Source organism: Fimbriimonadaceae bacterium (assembly GCA_019638775.1).
In the GTDB taxonomy this organism is placed as follows: domain Bacteria; phylum Armatimonadota; class Fimbriimonadia; order Fimbriimonadales; family Fimbriimonadaceae; genus JAHBTD01.
This window is the reverse complement of the sequence record JAHBTD010000002.1, coordinates 298,272-317,634: the sequence shown is the minus strand read 5'-3', so window position 1 is coordinate 317,634 and position 19,363 is coordinate 298,272. Positions and strand designations below refer to the sequence as shown.

The window sequence follows — 19,363 nt, the reverse complement described above, 5'->3', positions numbered from 1 at the left end:
TTACACAACATCCAGCGCTTCTTTAAGATCGCTCAGAATATCCCGCACATCTTCAATTCCCAAACTCATCCGCAGACCACCAGGCGCGATGCCACCCTTGATCTGCTCCTCTGGCGGAATGGCAGAGTGCGTCATCGAAGCTGGATGCTCGATCAGCGTGCGTATTTGTCCCAACGACACGGCAAGCGTCACCGAAAGCGCGTTCTCCGCGATATGGTTGATCATCTTCACCGCCCGCTCATACGATTTCTCCGGTGCGCCAACCAGCTCAAAGTACAGCAGCGAACCAGGAGCAAAGTCGCCATCGATATCGCGCATCTGCTTCTGGGCAAGCGCATATTGGGGGAAGCTCTCAAGCCCTGGATAGCGCACATCCTTGACTTTGGGATGCAGCGAAAGGAATTCAGCCACCTGCTGCGCGCTCTCCTGCTGACGCTCCATGCGTAGCGCTAATGTGGGGATGCCATAAACCAAAACGTCCCAAGCCGCTTTGGGCGATAGCGACCCGCCAAAGTCCTTTCTGAAGAGCAAAACATCCGTCTCCTTCTCCCGCGGCCCAATAACGACCCCGCCCATATCTGCACCAAAACCGCCCAAGTTCTTTGTAAGACTGTGAACAACGAAATCGATACCCAACAAGAGGGGACGCTGACAGTAAGGTGTCGCAAAAGTGTTGTCAAGGATCGTGACAATCCTCTCCTCCTTTGGCCGACCCTCATTCGCCTCCTTAACCGCCTCCACAACCGCCTCGATGTCAATTAGATCAAGGTTCGGATTACACGGAGTCTCGAAGTAAACGACGCGAGTTTCCGGCTTGATCGACTGCTTCAGCGCCTCGATATCTCGAAAATCGGAGAGCGTATGATCGACTCCGAACCGTGCCATCCAGTTCGTGACAAAGCCGAACGTACAGCCATAAACCGTGCGATGCATGGCAATGTGGTCACCCGCCTTCACGTGGATGCCAATCGCTGCGCTAATCGCCGCCATCCCTGTCGCAAAGCTCACCGCCGTCTCACCCTTCTCAGCAAACGCCAAGGTCTCCTCAAGAAGCGCTTGCCCAGGCTCATCGAGGCGCCCGTAGATATAAATCGGGTGAATGGTCTCACGGTCGAGCTCCGGGTTGGCAAACTGTTGGAATCCCTGAGCCCCACGCTGAGCGCTTCGAAGCCGGAATGCGACGGAAGTGGTGATCGGAGGAAGGATATGATCCTCGAAGTCCCATTTCTCGCTTTTGAACTTGCCGTGGATTAAAACTGAGCGGTCTCGGTATCGGTTTTCCATGATTGCCTCGTCATTCATTTTGACGCGCCAGCATCCGATTATTTCATGGGATCGCTATTTTTCCTAATATTATTCTGCTACTAAGTCATTCTTCCTAATTAGTAGAAACTGCATACATCAAAAGCAAAGATGCCCCCGAACACTCGGAGGCATCAAAAACGAAATGGCAGAAACGATTACTTTTTCTCGGGTGTTTCTTGGTTCTGCATCTGGTTGCCATAGCGGCGCATAAACTTCTCGTACCGGCCTGCGGTATCGACGATGCGCTTCTGGCCCGTATAGAACGGGTGGCTAAAGGCGGAGATATCGACATTCACCACGTAATGCTCAATTCCGTCAATCACTTTCGTGTTGTTCGTCTGTTGTGTCGAAATGCCTGTCCATTCATGATCGCCGTCCACAAAGACGACCGGATAGACTGTTGGGTGGATTCCTGCCTTCATCGATTCAAACCTCTTGCCGTAGAAGCGGATTATGGCATACACCAGAGAGCTTCGGCAAGCCGGTCCTAAGCGTCCTGGGCAAGGAGTTGCGCGAGTTCGCCCATATCGTCAAAGGGCGTCGCCCCAAGCGCCGACAGCCGCATCGGATCGGCATAGCCGCGATAGGCCAAAACCCGCATTCCCGCCGCTATCCCCGCCTGCACTCCGGCTTCAGAATCCTCCACCACAACACAACTTTCCGGCTCAAAGCCCATCCGCTGCGCCGCATAAAGGAAAAGATCGGGAGCAGGCTTCCCGTGCACCACATCCTCCGAGCTAAAGATTCGGCCTTCAAACAACGGTAACAGCCCAACCGTATTCAGCGTATGCCGCAGCTTTACATGCCCGCTGCTTGAGGCAACGCAGAAAGAGCAATCAAGGCTTAAGATAGCCTCCCGTACGCCGTGGACCGCTCGCAACTCCGTCACAAAGGCCTGGCAAACGCGGTCATGATATTGCTCGCCAAACTCGGCAGGCAGCTGCCGACCAAGGTGGGCCTCAATCTCAGTAATGCAAGAAGGCAACGACCGCCCTACAAAGCGCTGAATCGTCTCCTCAAGGGTAATCGGCCAGCCGTTTTCGCGAATGAGTTCGGCAAAGACTCGGTTTGCAATCGGCTCAGAGTCGACGAGAACGCCATCACAGTCAAAGATGACGAGTTGTGGTCTCATGCGGAGCCCCCAAAAATGCAGGATGCGTTGCCGAGATCGGCAACGCATCCTTGTTTATTCAGTTTCGCAATCACGGGACAATCTTCATGGAGATTCGGCTTTGGAATCTCTCTTCTTGTAGGGCTTCATTCTGCAAGTCCGTAATGAAAATGCTGAAGCCGCCCGAAGATGTGCCATTTGCTCGTATCGTCTTAAAAGTCTTGGGATCCAAATCGAAATCGACACTCGCCTTGAAGTTAAGAGGAATCTCTTTCAGACCCGTAACCGACGACTTGACATTGAAGCTCTGGTGAATGAACTCGGCAAGGTCGGACTTGAGCAGAATGTCAGCCGTAATGCGCTGATACTTCTGACCGCTGACGTCCACAATCCCTTTGTAGGTGTAGGTGTAGTCCATTCGCTGGACGGCCATCTTCTCGCTTCCCTGTTGCTTTTGGGGTGAGTAACCCACAGTTCGCTTCCAAGTTTCGCCGACTTTCGTCTCGTCATAGGGCATCTTCGGGTTGAAATCCAACGAAGAGTCTAGCGAACCCGCAAACATCGCCAACCGATAAATCTCACCAACAAACTGATTCAGGAATCCTCCGAGCACATCCTGTCGCTCCTTGCCTCCTGCCCGCATCGCGGCGATAAAATTCACTGTTGGTGGCTTCTTCGGGTCCTTCTTCGGCGTGAGGTCCTTCACGTTGAGAAGTTCGTTTGAGGGAGAAACCGTAAGTTCCAGGTTGTAATCAACCTTTTCGGTGGTCTTCTTGGCCGGAGCGTCTGCCGTTGCACCCTTGATCTGGGTCATCGTCGGCCTCAGGTATCGCATCACGCAGATGCCGTCAGCCTTCATCTCCACCACTTCATAGCTGTACTGGTAAATCAGATCGAGATCGTCGGGAATCCAGGTGTCCAGCCCAACTTGTCGCGACTCTGTCGTGAGCTTTGAATGAACCTCATACTTGGCTTTTTCACCCTTGGTGTAAACCCGGCCAAGCTGAATAGGCTCTGCCTGCTGCGCAGGCATTCCGATGACGAGACAAGCTAATGCGGCGGTGATCATGATGTTCCTAACAAGTCGTTAACGCTGAGCGTTCGCCATAGTTTAACGGATAACCTGCTTCGCGATTACCATACGCTGAATTTCGCTGCAACCTTCTCCGATCTCGGTCAGCTTGGCATCACGCCAAAGCTTCTCAACCAGGTACTCAGGAACCATGCCGCGCCCACCGTGAATCTGAATCGCGCGGTTTGTGACCCGGTTCGAGGTCTCACTGGCATACAGCTTCGCAAAGGAAGCTTCCTTGACCACGGGAAGACCCTTGTCGTACATCGTCGCCGCCTTGTGGAGCAGCAAGCTCGAAGCCTCAATCTCCATAGCGCTGTCGGCGATCATGTTCTGTACCGACTGCATATCGCAAAGCCTTCGATTGAACTGTTCGCGGTTCTTCGAGTAGTTCACACAAAGCTCGAACGCTCTCTCGGCGATGCCGAGCGCCATGCCGGCAATGCCAATGCGTCCGCGATAAAGCAGACCGATCGCTTGCTCGAAGGTGCAAGGAGTGTGCCAGCCCACCGCGTTGTTCAGCTTGAAGTGGGCTGTCCAAGATGCTCTCACACCCACCGTCGGGATGCGCCCGATCAGCTCAAATCCGGGCTGATTCGTCTCCATAAAGAACGCCGAAAGCTCCTTCTCGGAGGTGCGGGCGATCATGATGATCATGTCGGCAACTCCCCCGTTGGTGATGAACATCTTCTCGCCGTTGAGGTGGTAATAGCCGGGCTTGTCGGCGATCGGGGTCGCCATCGTCTTTACTCGGCGCGCATCCGAACCCGCATCCGGCTCGGTCAATCCCCAGGCGAGCTTGATATCGCCCTTGACGATGCCGGGAAGGTAGGCGTCGCGTTGCTCCTGGCTGGCAAAGTCGATAAAGTGAGCCACACACAAAGCGTTGACAGCCGCGACATTCATCGCAAGGGCAGGATCGCCCTTGGCAAGCTCACGACATGCTTCAGCATAGGTAACGCACGAGTAGCCCTTGCCCCCCAACTCTTTCGGCAAGGTCATCGAGAGCAAACCGAGCGAGCCGAGTCTGGTCCAGATATCGGACGGGAAAAGGGCTTTCTCTTCCCAATCCCGAGTGCAGGGCCAAACATCACTCTCGACGAATTTACGAACACTATCAAGAAAGGCCGATTCCTCGGCAGAAAGATGAATCTCCATAAAGGTGCAATCCTCGACGCTGAGACAACGCAACTGATAGATTCTACTTCGGATCAGCGTTCTTCGGTTGGGGCTCAGTAGGAGCAGCAAGGAATCTCAAGCGAGGTTTCTCGAATTATAGACACGCATCAAGAATTGCTGATATATTCAAAGGGTTACCCATGGCAAACATCTTCGAGGAACTGGGGGAAGAGTCGAGACGGCGCATCCTGTATTGTCTCGTCGAAGGCCCTAAGAACGTCGGAGAGATTGTCGACGAGGCGGGCCTTCGACAGCCCAATGTCTCCAACCACCTTGGAAGAATGCGTGCCAAAGGGATCGTCTCCTCACGCAAAGTCGGACGCGAAGTCTTCTACTCGCTTTGCTCGGCGGATATCACAGAAACAGTTCGCATGGCGGTCATTTCCCCTTCCAGCGGGGATGTCCACATCGACGAAGAGCAGAGCGTCAAGGATTACGCCCGTTACGGCGTCAACGGCGATAAAGCTGGCTGCGAGCGCGTCGTCGATGAATACTTGCGGGCGAACATGTCGCTCGCCGACATATACCACAACCTCCTATGCCCAGCTATGGAGCTCGTCGGCGTTTGGTATCAAGTCGAAGCCATTGATGAAGGACAGGAGCATCTCGCATCCTCCATCACCGAACGCTTGATGTCGCACATCATTTCGCAAAGACCGCCCATCAAGAGATCGGCGAATGTAGCAGTCCTTGGCTGCGCCCCGGACAACTGGCACGTCATTGGACTGCGGATGATCGGTGACATTCTCCGACAACATGGCTGGAACACCTACTTCCTAGGCGCAAACGTTCCCCAAAGATCGTTCCTGAGAGCCGTCGAACGTCATCGCCCGAATCTTGTGCTCATCAGTGCCTCGACACTCGGAACAGAAGAGCGAGTGGAAAAGCTTGTTAGCTCGATTTCGGGACTGCGCTCAAAGAACTTTCCCTTCTCTATTTGTGGAGGAGGAAGGCTCGTCGTCGAGTCCCCAGAGCGATACTGCCGCCAGGGTCTCGATCTTTGGGCGTGCGACATCAAAGAGTTTTCAACGAAGTTGCTTCCGGCTATCGAGAAGCACGGGCTGTAATTCACCCAAGCCTATGAGTGCAGATTAGCGTCTCGCAAAGCCGCCAGGTTTGTTATTCTTAAAGAACTCCTTGAGTATCTCCATCAGGGTGAGGAAGGGCCATGAAGAAACTTGGCATGTCTTTGAGCTTGCTGACCTGCTTGCTAATATTGGGATGTGGTGGACGCACCGAACCTGAACGCTTAGATCACGAGATGATCACAGCGCTGGGGCAGGCCGCCACCGTAAAGATTTACTCCTATGGCGACATCACGTTGACTGGCCCCTATGACGTCAAGCTAAGAACATCCACGTCATTCAACTCTTACACCTTCTACACCACTCAAAGAACAATTCTCGATAATCGGGTTAGCGAAGACCGCTCAAAAGGTCTTGTTCCAGATGGAATGGTCGACTCCGAGTACGCATTCCGAGTACTCACAAAAAGCCCAGATGACTTCCTTGAACCGACGCTTCAGTCCGATGAATTCGAGATGAAAAATCGACCCTACTCGGAAGGGAGTGGCGTTGTTGTCGATCCCAGTGGTGTCATCCTCACGAATAAGCATGTTGTTGCCGATGGGCAGATTCCGGCCGATTCCATCGTCCTTGCCGTAGCCCAAGTCGTCATTAAGGACCTGGAGGATCGATATTATCTAAAACCAAGCTCAGCAACCAGGCAAAACGCGATCTACGCGGTCGCTCAATGGCTTAGCCCACAAATCAAGGCCACCGTGAAGTTCAGATCAGTCCGAGTGCTTTTTCCCAAGAAACGCCCCCTCGAAGATCTCCCTGAGCGTGAAGAAGTTACAACCTCCTCTTTGGCTGAATTCTTCCCGAGCCACGAAGAGTCGATTATCCAAAACACTTCCGAAGCCAAGGTCTTGGCAAGCGGGACGATCTATCCCGGAAAAGATGTCGCCGTTTTGAAGTGCGAGGCCAAGAACCTGATCGCCATAGAACTGGGCGATTCGAGTCAGGTGAGCGCCGGGGCAAACGTTTACTGTTTCGGCTTTCCCGGAGCCGCAGTTGATACGGGAATGCGTCTGCGTGCAACTTACCTGTGCGTCATTCACGATGGACGTGTCGGGCAGATCATGCCAATGGAAGGTAACTGGAACCTAATCCATATGACGGCAGGCATTCACCACGGAGATAGTGGCGGTCCAGTACTCAACGACAAGGGAAAGCTCATCGGGCTCAACGTCGCAGGAAAGGAGGACGCACCCGAACAAAACTACGCGATCCCGATTGAGGTTGCCAAAGAGTTCTTAAAAGAGGCAGGCGTAGAACCCAAACCAGGCAAGGCTGCAAAAGAATGGCGTGAAGCCCTGCTGGACTTCTATTCAAACGACAAGAACTCGGCTTACGACCGGCTAGTAAAGATCGACGAGATGATCAATGGCAAACTCGGGCCGATGAAAGGCACCGCCGACCAAGTACGTACGATGAGCGAGAATCGCTACGTTCACGAAAAGCTGGTCCAGGCAAAGCAAGCCAGCAAGCAGTAGCTAAGAGCTTATCCACCGCTCATCATGCTGTCAAGCAGACCCTTGTACTGCTCGGCAAAGACGGGGTTCGTGATCTCGATCTTCGCCTTTGCACGGAAAGCCTTCATCTCCTCAGCGAGGTTATTCTTGTTGATTCCACGATCAAGCATGATCCTTCGGCGAAGCAGCCTCTTGGTGTCGGCATCGTAAGCTTGAAGCTCCTGTTGCTTGACTTCAACGAGGAAGAATTTCACAGAAGACGACTTCCCAGCAATCCAGTTTGTGGCCTGACCTGCCTTAATCGCTTCAAGCTCAGCACGTACAGGGCCCGACAGCGCCCCAAAAGCCTGCCAGCCAATATCGCCGCCAACGCTCTTGGTGACGTCTTCGCTGTACTGCGTCGCCAAATCCTCAAACTTCTTCCCTGCTTTAAGCTCAGAATCGATCTTAGCGCGAAGGTTGATATCGGAACAAACGATCATTCGAAGGCGCGCACGCTTAGGGATCGTGAACATCGTCGGGTTCTTTTTGTAGAAGTCCTCGACCTCTTGGTCGGTGATGTTGATACCAAATGTTTGAAGCTTGAACTGGCTCATCTCGTAGCGCATCTGCGCCATGAGCTCTTCCTTCGTCCGCCCCGTTCGCAGCCAGTTTTTCTCCAGATCGGGATTCGACGTTGTGGCGTCTTTGTATTCGGTCTGAAGCTCCGCATCGCTCGGGAAGCAGCCTTTTTGCTTGGCGAGCTGCATAGTGAGTCGCTCAGTCACAAGCTGTTCGATCGTGAGAAATCCGGGAGTAAACCGAACCGCCATGTCGCCCAGGCTTTGGTTCACTTGGAGGTACTCCATGCGCCGGAAATATTCATTCGCAAGAACTTTCTCGCCGTTCACCGTGACGACGACCTGGTTCAGGTCAACCGTCTGCGCTGTTGCCATAACGGAAAACAGCATGCCCGTTGCAATTGCGATCGCTTTCACTCTCAAATCAACTCTCCCTGTGGGGACAACCCCAAGTAATAACGTTCAGTCATCGCCAAAGTGTTTCTCTCCGCCGCCAAAAGGGGGAAAAGTCACGATCTCAGCTTCTGCATCAGCTCAGGAACCGCGTCGTAAAGGTCCGCCACAATGCCCAGATCGGCAAACTCGAAGATCGGAGCGTCGGGGTCTTTGTTGATCGCGACGATGATCTTGGAGTCTTTAATACCGGCCATGTGCTGCGTCGACCCGGAGATCCCGGCAGCAATGTACAAGTCCGGGGCGACGACCTTTCCGGTCTGCCCAACTTGAAGCTCGTTTGCGGCAATACCGCTATCGACAGCCGCTCTTGTCGCACCAGCCGCGCCACCGAGGATATCGGCAAGCCCGCCAATCAGCTTCTCGTACGTTTCCGCGTCCTTGAGGGGCCGTCCACCGCTCACAACGACCTTGGCCTGCGTCAGGTCTGGGCGGCCTCCCGCCTTCGCGCTGCGTTCAATTCTTTGGGTGCTGCCTGTACCGTTCAAGCTCACCGATTCGCTGGCGGAGCTTCCCGCGCCCGCTGAGGCCGGAAAGCCTGCCGGACGCACAGTCAGAACCACTGGCGTGTGCAAGACCTCAACCGTTTGGATGAGCGAACCCGCAACGATGGGTCGTTTGAAGACGGTCGGTGATTCGAGAGCAATGACGTCAGTCACCATCGAAGCTTCGAGCAAGCCAGCAAGCCGGGCCAAAACATCCTTCGATGCCATCGACGACACTGAGGCGATGTGTGTGTATCCGCCCGCCTGACCTTTCAGGCCAGAGGCCAAAGCGTCGGCTGCGGGCACGTCGCTGAAGCCTGCATTTAAAACCTTCTCAGCACCAAGATCGGCAGCGCTGGAACCGGTCAGCAAAAGCAAATCCCACGGCAGGCCAAGTTTTTGGGCAAAGCCTGCGCCCTGCATCGCCTCAGCCGGATCGTTTGCGATCATCAGAAGTCTGCTCATGCCAACACCCCCTTCGATTTCAATTCACCGATCAGTTCGTCAACCGAGCCGACCTTCTTCCCTGCCGTCCTGGCAGGAGGCGCCTCCACCTTCAAAACTCTTGTCAACGGCGTGGCGTTGTGGGCGGCCGGACGCTTTTCGAGCGGCTTGCTACGGGCCTTGATAATGCCGGGAAGCGCCACATAACGCGGCTCGTTAAGGCGAAGATCAGTGGTGATCACACACGGAGTCGGCATCTCCAGCGTCTCCGTTCCGGTGTCGGTCTCCCGTCCCACCTTGACCGAACCCTCACCTGGCTCAACCTTGCAAGCAAAGGTCGCTTGGGGCCAACCAAGCCTTGCCGCAAGCATCTGCCCCGCCTGATTGCAGTCGTCATCGGTGGCCTGCTTGCCCATAAGGATGATGTCCGGCTGAAGCTCGCGGGCGATGGTCTCCAACTCCTTGGCTACTCCGGGAGAATCCAACAGAGAAGTCGTTTCAACAAGAATGGCCTTATCCGCCCCGATCGCCAATGCTTTGCGAAGTTGATCCTCACACTCCGGCCCGCCCACGCTGACGGCGACAATCTCAGTCGAAGGGTCTTTCTCTCGAATGCGAACCGCCTCTTCAAGCGCGATCTCATCGAACGGGTTGATTTCAAACTTGACACTGCCGGTATCTATTCCGGACCCGTCGGGCAACGCGCGGACCTTGGCATACGGGTCAATGACCCTCTTCACGGGAACTAAAATCTTCATTCTTGGCTCACTTCGTCGGGAACGGAGTACTCAGAAAATGTGGGAACACAAACTCCGAATTCGGAGGCCCTACATTCCGGGTGATTTTACTTGAGACAGCGACACCTGACTGGCCCGAACGGCCTTTGCAGAACTGAGGGCATCATTGAACATGAGCGTTTCGATCAATCACAAATCACGAAAGCGCTTGTATCATTGGGGCAGGAATCGATGATAGGAGATCAGCAAAGCATCCATAAACAGGCCGTCCGCAAGGCAATGGAACACATTCAGCGCTGCAGTGACCGGCCGCTGACGGTGAGAAGCTTGGCAGCCATCGCCTGCTTTTCTCCTCAACACTTCCAGCGCATCTTCGCGTCTGTCACCGGCGAATCCGTTATGGACCACGTGCGACAGAAACGGATTGAGCGGGCGGCGCTCCAACTCGTAGATACCGACTTGGCGGTTGCTGAAGTTGCGAACTCAGCAGGCTACAGGACGCACGAGGCATTTACGCGCGCCTTCAGGAGCGTTTACGAACGGTCGCCAAGTGAGTTTCGCACTCAAGCAAGTCTTTGCGCGTATCACCGTTCCAACGCGGACCCGTTGGCATGGTTGATGGGCGAAGTCACGTCGCTCGCGAAGCTATCGACTGCGATATCCATTCAGAATCCGGAGGAAAGAAATATAGCTATGAATACATTGACAGTCGACCACGAAGTCGACGCCATCGTTGAAGAGATTGAAGTACTCAAGAAGAAGTTGTCGGAAGCTCAGCGCCGTCGCCCCAGCGAAGATATGCCGGAGTATCTCTTCGAAGATTGGGACGGGAATAGCATCACGCTCGCTGAGTTGTTCCAGGGCCGTGACGATATGATCCTTGTCCACAATATGGGCACGAGCTGCCCCGATTGCACACTCTGGGCAGATGGATTTAACGGATTCACGGACCACCTCAATAGCCGCGCGACGTTCGTTTTGGTGTCGAACGACAAGCCAGAAATCCAGAAGAAGTTTGCTGAAAAGCGCGGATGGAGATTCAGAATGGTCTCCTCTCACAGCACCTCGTTCTTCAAAGATCTCGGGTTCGAAAAGGAAGATGGATTTTGGCCGGCTGTGTCGACGTTTAAGAAGGACGCGACGGGCAAGGTTTCGCGAGTCGGGCGAGCGATCTTCTGGCCAGGAGACGAGTATTGTGCGATCTGGAGCCTTCTGGATCTGCTTGATGGCGGAACGAAGGGCTGGGAGCCAAAATACGATTACTCTTAGGTTAAGGCAAAAAGAAAGGCCGGGGGAGGATCCGGCCTTTTCTATATCCAGTTAGGGGTGGTAACTGTAAAGGGCTTGAACGAAGGATGGGAGGACGTTCAGCTTGTTTCCCTTATGCCATCTCTTGTTCGCAAGAGTCGTGCCAAATGCCACCGGACACAAAAAAATAGCCGCCGCGGTGTCGCAGCGGCTATTCAATTCTCATTGATTACTTCGAAGCTTTCGCCGTATCAATAATCTGCTTCAGCTTTTCCTCGGTGAGCTTGTCGGCCTTCTCGCCTGGGAAGCCCTGCCATCGAACGATGCCGTCCGGTGTGATGATCATCACGTGCGGGATGCCCTGAACGCCAAGCTCTTTGCTCGTTCGCTTCTGGGTATCGATAGCCACGTGATACTTCATCTTCGTGCCCTCCATAAACTTGGAGACGACTTCAGACTTTTCGTCGCTGATGCCGATCATCACCATGTCGTCTTTGAACTTCTCAGCCCACTCGTTCATCTCAGGGATGAGAGCTTTGCACGGACCGCACCATGTCGCCCAGAAATCAATGAAGATCACCTTGCCCTTCATCGCCGGAGCTTTGCCGGTGAGCCATTCCTCAACCTCAAGCTTGGGTGCTTTCTTGCCTCGAAAGTCGTTCTTGGCGTAGAGCGTCTTCTCGGTCACGATCGCAGGGTAGCCGTCGTCTTTGGGCTGCGCGATTACGGGTAATGCAACGACGATTAAACCGGCGACAATCGCCGCGATGTATCCAGTTCCTTTTCTCATGGTCCCTTTATGATACGCGGAAAGCAGGATCATGTTGTCGATCAATCGTGATGCACGTGCCAACCACCTGCCGACTACCTGCCGACCACTTGCCAACAACCTGCCGACCACTTGCCAACAACCTGCCGACCACTTGCCAACCACCTGCCGACCACCTGCCGACCACCTGCCGACGCACCTAGCTAGTTCCTCAACGGCTTCCCAATCTCGATCATGTGTTTGATCCTCGCTTGGCTCAGCCCCTGCTTGCAAAGATCGACAAATCCTGCCCTCTCAACGGCAAGCGCATCCTCAAAAGAAGTCGCCTTCGCAAAGACGGCCTTCATCTTGTCGCCAATCACCTCGTCGTGATCGCTCATCTCGCCCTTCGCTTTTGCTTCGTTCTGCAGCTGGTCAATCATGCCGACCAAGGGACCGCTCAGCGTAAGCCATTCGGGCGACCCAATCGGCTTGACAGTAGTCGCAAGCTTTTTGGCTTCGGTTAGCAATCGGTCAGGATGGTAAACCGTGACATCCGTGGGCCTCAAATAACCCTTCGCCCGCGCTTCGTCGGCATTGGCAGACGTATAGCCTTGACTCAGCCGAAGGGCCGCCTCAGCAACGCTCTTCAACCCGCCCGCTTGTGTATTCACACGGAGTCTTGGCGTCCCCGCCCCACCTGGGAGCAGTCCAACCCTCGCCTCAGGCAATCCGATCTGGCTCTCAGGATGCGCGGCAATCTGCGAACATCCCATAGCAAGCTCAAAGCCACCACCAAAGGTATAGCCAAAAACCGCAGCCACGCTGGAGATCTTCGAGAGTTGCACGCCAAGCTGCTGAAGCTCGATGATCGAGCGCTCGATCGCATCCCAATCAGAGTTGTCGATGGACGCTTGGAAGAACTTCAGATCGTATCCAGCCGAGTAGCACTTGGCCTCGCTCGTCAGGACGATTCGATCCAGTGTCCCGCCCTCGATCAACTGCGTCATCTCACGCACGATTTGCGGATTGACGGTTCCCATCTTTGAGGTCAGACACACAGCGGTCACGCCATCGCCAAGGTCACGAGTTTGGAACCCTTCGTATGTATTCTTGATCGCAAAGTCCGAAACCGTTGCGTACTCGGGTTCTGGCTTGATGATGTTGAAGCCACCGTCGAAGTCGCGCATCGAGATACCGTCATAGAATCGCGGTACGTCGATGCCAAGCGACGAAGCTCCGATTGAGTCCATCATCTCAAAAGGCCCCATCTCCCAAGCAAAGCCCCACTTCATGACACGGTCGAAGTCCTGAACGCTGTGGCTGATCTCCTCCTTGAGCTGGTTCGCATACTGCAACGCAAGCACGAGGTACTCGCGCAGGAAGTCGGCAACTTCATCCGTGCGCTCCAGCGCCTTCCTGATCCGCTCTCCCAAGGGCAATTTGGCAAACTCAGTAAGGCTGCCGAACTGGACTTCCTGAATCTGCCGATAGGCCTGAGTGTTCAGGTCGAGAGCAAGAAACTCTTTGCCCTCACGTCGGTAATAGCCTTGCCCGGCCTTCTGACCGATCCACCCCTTCTCAAGGAGGTAGCTGAGCGAGTCGGGCGGTGTGAGCACTCCAATCTGAGGATCCTCTGGGCATCGTTCCCGCAAATTGCGGGCGATGTCTTCCATGATGTCAAGCCCGACAACGTCGTTCAGCCGGAAACTTCCCGAACGTGGACGCCCCAAGAATGGGCCTGTAATCGCATCGACCTGCTCAACGCTGAGTTGCAGCTTCTCTGCCACATGAACGGCGTGGAACATCGCCCACATGCCGTAGCGGTTGGCGATGAAGCCGGGCGTGTCCTTGGCAACGACAACCCGACGCGCAGCCCGTTCTTCCAAGAACCGAGTCATCCATTCGACGGCCTCGGGCGCAGTTTCGTCCGTCGGGATGAGCTCCAATAGCTTCAGGTAGCGCGGGGGGTTAAAGAAGTGGGTACCCAGGAATCGCTCGCGGAACGACGCAGACCGCCCCTCAGCAAGCAGACCGATCTGCAGCCCGCTCGTGTTGGTGCTGATCATCGCGCTCGGGGAGATCAGAGAATCCAGCTTTTCAAAGAGGGCCTTCTTCGCGTCCATCTTTTCGATGATCGCTTCACACACCCAATCGGCATCACTCACCCAATCGAGGTTCTCCTGAATGCTCCCCAGGCGGACCTTGCTCGCCGTCCCCGGCACATAAAAGTGGGGCGGCTTAGCCGATCTTGCCCGCTCGAAGGCGGCGTCCACGCTGTCCTGCGTGAGATCGAGGAGCGAAACATCAAAACCGATGTTCGCCAGATGGGCGGCGATTCCGCTGCCCATGGTGCCCGCTCCAATCACGACAACCTTCTTCGCTGAAGGCCAATGAGAATAGTCTTGCGATGCCATGTTTATCCTGCGAGCATGCGCGCACGCTCTAGTTGCTCGTCTCCATGCAAGATGCAGTCTTTTAGACTGCCAGTACATGACGGCAGACCGGATTTCAGGCTAAAAGCCCTTCGGCTACATTTAAATCGAATCCTGATCTGCGGGGCGCTGAGACGAAACGAACCTCCGAATATCGGAAGCTCGACCGTAAAGATACCTGCCAGGAACGGCAACACAAAGGAGGAACGGTGCGTCTAATGAGGAATTAAGGACCGGGCCCTATGTTTGACAGACCGAAGAGCCCACAGATATACTAGACCGAAGATTGTATCGTGCGCGTTATTGCGCATCACAGGAGAACACTATAGCAAGATTTAGGAGAGATTTCCGTGACCGTGGTCGAGACCATGGTCCCCTCATCAACCGGCGCATCCTGCGCTTTCCAGAAGTTCGATTGGTCGCCGCTGATGGCTCCCCCGTAGGAGTCGTAAGTAGCCGAGAGGCCCTCAATAGGGCTGAAGACGAAGGCCTTGACCTGGTTGTCGTCGCCGCCACTGCTCAACCGCCCGTGTGCCGAATCGTCGATTACGGCAAATTCAAGTACGAGCAGGGCAAGCAGAAGAAGGACCAAAAGCGCAAACCGCAGGAAGTAAAAGGTATAAAGATAAGCCCGCGAATTGCTGAACACGACATCGGCCATTTGCTGAAGAACGCCCTGCGTTTCTTGGAAGAGGGGCACAAGGTCAAGATCACCTGTCAGTTTAGAGCCCGCGAAGTTGCGCATCCCGAACTCGGGAAAAGAAAGCTCGATGCGATGGCAGAGAAGTTGTCCGAACTCGGAGTTGTTGAAAGACAACCGACACTGGACGGAAAGCTAATGATCATGGTTTTGTCACCGAAACCGCAAGTAGGAAAGAAAAAAGATGCCAAAGCTGAAGACAAACAAGACGGCGGCAAAGAGGTTCAAGATAACCGGGTCGGGAAAGATAACCCGCCGGAAAGCGTACAACAGCCACCAGTTCCTGCACAAGTCGAGCTCGAGAAAGCGCCGACTGGAGAAGGAACCGACCCTGTTTAAGGGTGAGAACAAGCGCGTAAAGCGCCTGTTGGCAATGTAGCCTCGCCGCATAAATCTGTACATCCCCTACCGCTACCGCCGAAAGGCTGGGACCCGGTCAGAACGACAAACGAGGAGTAAACAATGGCAAGAATTAAACGTGGCATTATGCGCCACAAGCGCCACAAGAAGATTGTGGAGAAAGCCTCAGGCTACTGGGGCCGTAAAAAGAACGTATTTCGCCGTGCTCACGAGCAGGTGATGAAGTCGGGACAGTATGCGTTCCGCGACCGCCGACAAAAGAAGCGTGATTTTCGACGACTTTGGATCGTCCGTCTTTCCGCAGCATGCAACCAGTGCGACGTGAAGTACAAGGATTTCATCTTTGGTCTTCACCAGAACGGCGTTGCCGTCAACCGAAAGATGCTCAGCGAAATGGCGATCCACGATATGGATTCGTTCAAGAAGCTGGTTGAAAAGGTTGTTGTCAAGAGCTAATCTGATTCAGCAAATTTCTGATAAAGCGGCTCCAAATGGAGCCGCTTTTTTGTTTTCATGGGGTTGTAGGTAGTTGTCTGGAAAGCCCTCCCTTGTCAAGCCGAAGGATTGATGGTGGCTCCACCCAACACCCGACTCCCGACTCCCGACTCAAGGTATCTTCATTCCACCCCATGGTCACCATCGTCGGAGTCGGTCCGGCAGGCCCCGAATCCTGCCCTCCCCAAGCCATCCAACAGCTCAAGGGCGCCAACATGCGCATCCACGCCATGCCCTGGCACGACTCGTTCCGGTGGCTCGCCGACATGGGCCTCCCGTGTCAAGCCATCGGACCGGAGGGTGCCCCGGAGGGTTCAGTACTCGTCATCCCAGCTCTACTTGAAGAAAGCAGCCAGAACGAGCGTGCCAAACGCGCAGAAGCGTTGGATCGGTTGGTGCAAACGATGGACCGCCTGCTTGGACCCGGAGGGTGCCCGTGGGATCAGGAGCAGACCCACGAGTCGCTTAAAAAGTATCTTCTTGAAGAGGCTTATGAGGTCCTGGATGCGATCGATTCTGGCGACCGAGACAAGTTAAAAGAAGAGCTCGGCGACCTTCTCCTCCAACCGATCTTCCACGCCCAAATGGAGCGACGGGACGGCCATTTCGACATCGCCGATGTTGCCAATGGGATCACCGAAAAGCTCATCCGTAGGCATCCACACGTTTTCGGGGACACAAGCGTAAACGACGCCGACGAAGTCCTCCGCAACTGGGACCGCATCAAGCAAAAGGAAAAGGCTGGCGAGCCCAAGTCGATCCTTGCCGGAGTACCGGTCGGAATGGCTTCCCTGCTCCGTGCCCACGAAATCAGCAAGCGCGCCGCGCGGGTTGGATTTGAATGGCCCGACATAGAAGCCGTCTTCGACAAGCTGCACGAGGAAGAGCGTGAGCTACATGAAGCGCTGTCATCTAAAGACGCAGAGAGGATCGAATCGGAGATCGGCGACCTGCTGTTCACAGCCGTAAATATCGCCCGGTGGGCGAAGATCGAGCCAGAAGAGGCCCTTCGCAAGATGCTGAATCGTTTCACGGCACGATTCATGGAGATGGAGCGTGTCTCCCCCAAACCCCTAAACGAACTCAGCCCGGATGAGTGGGACGAATTGTGGAATCGGGCAAAGGCCGACTTAGGCAGATAACGGACTACACCACAACACAGTCAAACCGTACTTCCACAGGCTCCTGACACTCGCTTTCTGTGCAAGCCTGATAGGTCAGCTTCAGCTCAAACTCCTTTTCCTTACCCTCCGCTCGCACCCGGAAAGGAACCGACACGCTTCCTTCATAGCCAATCTCGTCAGCGGCCGGATAATCGACCTCAAAGGGCAACGGCTCTATCGAAATCTGGGTCGGAATGAGCCAGCGCATGGGAGGATCGTTGGAATTGATATGCCACTCGCTGGGAATCGTGATTTGAACGGTGCCCGCTGCCCAGCCATCCGCACCCGCAGACAGCTCACGAACCGGCATCTTGACGGTCACTCTCTCGATCGTGACCGCCGGCGGCGCTGGGGGAACCGATTCAGCGACGACCGAGGCCGGATCGGCAACACCATTTACACCCTCCGCGCTATCGATTGACGGACCCGCCTCCGTGGCTTGCTCCATCGCTCCGGCGATCTCCAGCGCCTCCAAGAACTCTCCAGCAGCAAGATACAAGCCTTCGGATGCATGGGGAGCCTTCTCCATCCACCCGTAAAGCGACTGCAGGCTTCGCATGCACTCCTCAACTTGCCCAATACCCAGCAGCAAACGCACGGCCATCGAGTTTGCGCTTGGTATGGGCTGGTCGAAAAACGGCTTTGTGCGTCCGAATAGCTCCTCGTACCCTTCCCCAGTCGAGAAGAACCCGCCCTGCTTTGTGTCGTAAAATCGAGCAACCATCTCCGTCGCAATTCGTTTGGCTTGTTCGGCATATTCACGGTTTTGCAGGGCGATAGCCAGCCGCAATACGCCGTAGCCAAAGCAGGCATAGTCCTCAAGAAACGCCGGGCCGACTGGTGTGTTTTGAGCAATCTGGTGGGGCAGTTCACCCAGCTTCGTTTCATAGCTCAAGATCGCCTTCACTGCTTTCTCGGCAAGGTCCACTCGACCAGCTTCAACCAGTCCGACAATCGCGAGCCCGTTCCATCCAACGAGCGCCTTATCGTCGAGCCCAGGACGCACTCGCTTCTCACGTGCCAACCGCAACGCCTCAAGCTCTTCGTCAAATGTCTCGTCGGTAGTGGTTGTGCGATACGGGATATTGACGCCCAATTTCTGCCCAGTGGCCTCGTCGGCAAAGTTTCCTGAATCTTCAAAGTTGAAGACCGTGAGGAAGTGGTCTGCCTTTTCGCCAAGAACGACCCTCACTTCATCGGACGACCAGAAGTAAAACTTCCCTTCTTCGCCCTCGCTGTCGGCATCAAGGGCGGAATAGAAAAGACCCTCAGAAGACATCATCTCGTCCTCAAGCCATCTCACGATGCCATTCGCTGCGCTCGTGAACGTGGTAAGCAGTGGGCTCTCGATCATCTTTGCTATTCGTGCCCCACGCACATAGTTGCCAAGCAGCAAGGCATTGTCGTAGAGCATCTTCTCGAAATGGGGGAGAAGCCAATAACGGTCCGTAGAATAGCGGTGGAAGCCCCCGCCGACGTGATCCCTCAATCCGCCCAGGGCCATCGCTTCGAGCGTCAGGAAGGCCATCTGAGCGGCTTTCTGGCGCTTTGTCGCATCGGTGTGTGGTGATTCGACCAGCCAAAGAAGCAATTCGATGGCGCTGTGGGGCGGAAACTTGGGAGCTTCGCCAAATCCACCGAGTTCAGGATCGAACTCAGCCCCAAGGGAGTCGATAACGCCAACTACGGCGTTCATGTCGAGCTGAGCAAAAGTCTGTGGTGCCTGCCGAGACAGGGCGATCTGGATTTGCCTTCCCATCTCTGCCGCCGCTTCGACCACATCCTTTTCACGCGTCTTCCAAAGCTGCACAACGCTCGCCATGACCGACAAAAACCCGGGAATCTCGCCGCGGTCTTGCTTGGGAAAATAGGTCGCACCAAAAAACGGCTGTCGATCGGGCGTCATAAAGACGCTCATCGGCCAGCCCCCACGCCCAGATTGCAGCTGAACCGCCACCATATACGCTTCATCGATGTCGGGGCGCTCTTCTCGATCCACCTTGATGCAAACGAAGTCGGCGTTCAGCCTCTCCGCAACCTCAGCATCCTCAAAGCTCTCGTGCTCCATGACGTGGCACCAGTGGCACGAAGAGTAACCAACGCTAAGAAAAATCGGCTTGTTCTCTGCCTTGGCTTTCTCAAAAGCCTCCGGCCCCCAGGGATACCAATCCACCGGGTTGTTCTGATGCTGAAGGAGATAGGGCGACGTTGAGCCGGAAAGGCGATTCGGCATAGCCGAGTATAGAACTTCCCTCTCCAGTCTGACCGGTTGCAGGCTGCTTAGGCCATCAAGATGCAGGCCTTCGAGCAAAAAGAAAATCGGGCCCAGACG

At 54.9% G+C, this 19,363-nt stretch carries 18 protein-coding genes; 6 read left to right on the top strand and 12 right to left on the bottom strand.

From position 1 onward, the window contains the following. The 5 genes from KF784_07650 to KF784_07630 all read right to left on the bottom strand — a co-directional run bounded on the left by KF784_07650 (position 1) and on the right by KF784_07630 (position 4,679). A complete protein-coding gene (locus KF784_07650) occupies positions 1-1,302 on the bottom strand; it encodes an aminotransferase class I/II-fold pyridoxal phosphate-dependent enzyme (GenBank protein MBX3118926.1) in 1,302 nt (433 codons plus the stop codon). 158 nt (positions 1,303-1,460) lie between these two features. Continuing rightward, the gene (rpmE, locus tag KF784_07645; GenBank protein MBX3118925.1) at positions 1,461-1,727 is read right to left on the bottom strand and encodes a 50S ribosomal protein L31; all 267 of its coding nucleotides are present in this window, start codon (positions 1,725-1,727) and stop codon (positions 1,461-1,463) included. Positions 1,728-1,792: 65 nt separating this feature from the next. After that, positions 1,793-2,437, bottom strand: coding sequence for an HAD family hydrolase (locus KF784_07640; GenBank protein MBX3118924.1), 645 nt, complete (start codon positions 2,435-2,437; stop codon positions 1,793-1,795). A gap of 70 nt (positions 2,438-2,507) precedes the next feature. Continuing rightward, positions 2,508-3,485: a hypothetical protein gene (locus tag KF784_07635; GenBank protein ID MBX3118923.1), complete on the bottom strand. Its 978-nt coding sequence runs from the start codon at positions 3,483-3,485 to the stop codon at positions 2,508-2,510. A 42-nt stretch (positions 3,486-3,527) separates the two neighbouring features. Then, positions 3,528-4,679 carry an acyl-CoA dehydrogenase family protein gene (locus KF784_07630; GenBank protein ID MBX3118922.1) on the bottom strand — a complete coding sequence of 384 codons (1,152 nt, stop codon included), beginning with the start codon at positions 4,677-4,679 and terminating at the stop codon, positions 3,528-3,530. Between the two features lie 128 nt (positions 4,680-4,807). Here KF784_07630 and KF784_07625 point away from each other — a divergent pair, with 128 nt between their 5' ends. Together KF784_07625 and KF784_07620 are read left to right on the top strand one after the other, a co-directional pair. Then, positions 4,808-5,734 (top strand): metalloregulator ArsR/SmtB family transcription factor, encoded by a 927-nt coding sequence (locus KF784_07625; GenBank protein MBX3118921.1) that lies wholly within the window; start codon positions 4,808-4,810, stop codon positions 5,732-5,734. Positions 5,735-5,835: 101 nt separating this feature from the next. Further along, positions 5,836-7,224, top strand: a complete 1,389-nt coding sequence (locus tag KF784_07620; GenBank protein ID MBX3118920.1) for a trypsin-like peptidase domain-containing protein — start codon at positions 5,836-5,838, stop codon at positions 7,222-7,224. A gap of 8 nt (positions 7,225-7,232) precedes the next feature. On the opposite strand, the gene KF784_07615 is transcribed toward KF784_07620, so the two are convergent. The 3 genes from KF784_07615 to KF784_07605 all read right to left on the bottom strand — a co-directional run bounded on the left by KF784_07615 (position 7,233) and on the right by KF784_07605 (position 9,903). After that, complete coding sequence (locus KF784_07615; GenBank protein MBX3118919.1) at positions 7,233-8,180, bottom strand: peptidylprolyl isomerase; 948 nt, start codon at positions 8,178-8,180, stop codon at positions 7,233-7,235. A gap of 92 nt (positions 8,181-8,272) precedes the next feature. Further along, a complete protein-coding gene (locus KF784_07610) occupies positions 8,273-9,166 on the bottom strand; it encodes an FAD-binding protein (GenBank protein ID MBX3118918.1) in 894 nt (297 codons plus the stop codon). Next, on the bottom strand, positions 9,163-9,903 hold the full coding sequence (locus KF784_07605) for an electron transfer flavoprotein subunit beta/FixA family protein (GenBank protein MBX3118917.1): 741 nt from the start codon (positions 9,901-9,903) through the stop codon (positions 9,163-9,165). The genes KF784_07610 and KF784_07605 overlap by 4 nt, the downstream gene beginning before the upstream one ends. A gap of 90 nt (positions 9,904-9,993) precedes the next feature. On the opposite strand from KF784_07605, the gene KF784_07600 reads away from it, so the two are divergent. Continuing rightward, positions 9,994-11,151 carry a helix-turn-helix domain-containing protein gene (locus KF784_07600; GenBank protein MBX3118916.1) on the top strand — a complete coding sequence of 386 codons (1,158 nt, stop codon included), beginning with the start codon at positions 9,994-9,996 and terminating at the stop codon, positions 11,149-11,151. 208 nt (positions 11,152-11,359) lie between these two features. On the opposite strand, the gene KF784_07595 is transcribed toward KF784_07600, so the two are convergent. The 3 genes from KF784_07595 to KF784_07585 form a co-directional block, all read right to left on the bottom strand. Beyond that, positions 11,360-11,920 carry a TlpA family protein disulfide reductase gene (locus KF784_07595; GenBank protein MBX3118915.1) on the bottom strand — a complete coding sequence of 187 codons (561 nt, stop codon included), beginning with the start codon at positions 11,918-11,920 and terminating at the stop codon, positions 11,360-11,362. A gap of 182 nt (positions 11,921-12,102) precedes the next feature. Then, positions 12,103-14,295, bottom strand: coding sequence for an enoyl-CoA hydratase/isomerase family protein (locus KF784_07590; GenBank protein ID MBX3118914.1), 2,193 nt, complete (start codon positions 14,293-14,295; stop codon positions 12,103-12,105). Positions 14,296-14,623: 328 nt separating this feature from the next. Beyond that, complete coding sequence (locus tag KF784_07585; protein MBX3118913.1) at positions 14,624-14,974, bottom strand: hypothetical protein; 351 nt, start codon at positions 14,972-14,974, stop codon at positions 14,624-14,626. Between the two features lie 223 nt (positions 14,975-15,197). Between KF784_07585 and rpmI the strand changes: the two genes are divergently transcribed. The 3 genes from rpmI (at position 15,198) to mazG (ending at position 17,010) form a co-directional block, all read left to right on the top strand. Further along, entirely contained in the window at positions 15,198-15,392 is a 195-nt protein-coding gene (rpmI, locus tag KF784_07580; GenBank protein MBX3118912.1) for a 50S ribosomal protein L35, read from the top strand. 83 nt (positions 15,393-15,475) lie between these two features. Further along, the gene (gene rplT, locus KF784_07575; protein ID MBX3118911.1) at positions 15,476-15,829 is read left to right on the top strand and encodes a 50S ribosomal protein L20; all 354 of its coding nucleotides are present in this window, start codon (positions 15,476-15,478) and stop codon (positions 15,827-15,829) included. Between the two features lie 173 nt (positions 15,830-16,002). Then, positions 16,003-17,010: a nucleoside triphosphate pyrophosphohydrolase gene (gene mazG, locus KF784_07570; GenBank protein MBX3118910.1), complete on the top strand. Its 1,008-nt coding sequence runs from the start codon at positions 16,003-16,005 to the stop codon at positions 17,008-17,010. A gap of 4 nt (positions 17,011-17,014) precedes the next feature. Here mazG and KF784_07565 read toward each other — a convergent pair whose 3' ends face one another. Further along, positions 17,015-19,264, bottom strand: coding sequence for a DUF255 domain-containing protein (locus KF784_07565; GenBank protein MBX3118909.1), 2,250 nt, complete (start codon positions 19,262-19,264; stop codon positions 17,015-17,017). Positions 19,265-19,363 lie beyond the last annotated feature (99 nt).

What these genes read in the sequence shown, in the direction of transcription:
- KF784_07650 (MBX3118926.1), bottom strand. Translation starts at nt 1,302, where the DNA reads ATGAATGACGAGGCAATCATGGAAAACCGATACCGAGACCGCTCAGTT.
- rpmE (MBX3118925.1), bottom strand. Translation starts at nt 1,727, where the DNA reads ATGAAGGCAGGAATCCACCCAACAGTCTATCCGGTCGTCTTTGTGGAC.
- KF784_07640 (MBX3118924.1), bottom strand. Translation starts at nt 2,437, where the DNA reads ATGAGACCACAACTCGTCATCTTTGACTGTGATGGCGTTCTCGTCGAC.
- KF784_07635 (MBX3118923.1), bottom strand. Translation starts at nt 3,485, where the DNA reads ATGATCACCGCCGCATTAGCTTGTCTCGTCATCGGAATGCCTGCGCAG.
- KF784_07625 (MBX3118921.1), top strand. Translation starts at nt 4,808, where the DNA reads ATGGCAAACATCTTCGAGGAACTGGGGGAAGAGTCGAGACGGCGCATC.
- KF784_07620 (MBX3118920.1), top strand. Translation starts at nt 5,836, where the DNA reads ATGAAGAAACTTGGCATGTCTTTGAGCTTGCTGACCTGCTTGCTAATA.
- KF784_07610 (MBX3118918.1), bottom strand. Translation starts at nt 9,166, where the DNA reads ATGAGCAGACTTCTGATGATCGCAAACGATCCGGCTGAGGCGATGCAG.
- KF784_07605 (MBX3118917.1), bottom strand. Translation starts at nt 9,903, where the DNA reads ATGAAGATTTTAGTTCCCGTGAAGAGGGTCATTGACCCGTATGCCAAG.
- KF784_07595 (MBX3118915.1), bottom strand. Translation starts at nt 11,920, where the DNA reads ATGAGAAAAGGAACTGGATACATCGCGGCGATTGTCGCCGGTTTAATC.
- KF784_07590 (MBX3118914.1), bottom strand. Translation starts at nt 14,295, where the DNA reads ATGGCATCGCAAGACTATTCTCATTGGCCTTCAGCGAAGAAGGTTGTC.
- KF784_07585 (MBX3118913.1), bottom strand. Translation starts at nt 14,974, where the DNA reads ATGGCCGATGTCGTGTTCAGCAATTCGCGGGCTTATCTTTATACCTTT.
- rpmI (MBX3118912.1), top strand. Translation starts at nt 15,198, where the DNA reads ATGCCAAAGCTGAAGACAAACAAGACGGCGGCAAAGAGGTTCAAGATA.
- rplT (MBX3118911.1), top strand. Translation starts at nt 15,476, where the DNA reads ATGGCAAGAATTAAACGTGGCATTATGCGCCACAAGCGCCACAAGAAG.
- mazG (MBX3118910.1), top strand. Translation starts at nt 16,003, where the DNA reads ATGGTCACCATCGTCGGAGTCGGTCCGGCAGGCCCCGAATCCTGCCCT.
- KF784_07565 (MBX3118909.1), bottom strand. Translation starts at nt 19,264, where the DNA reads ATGCCGAATCGCCTTTCCGGCTCAACGTCGCCCTATCTCCTTCAGCAT.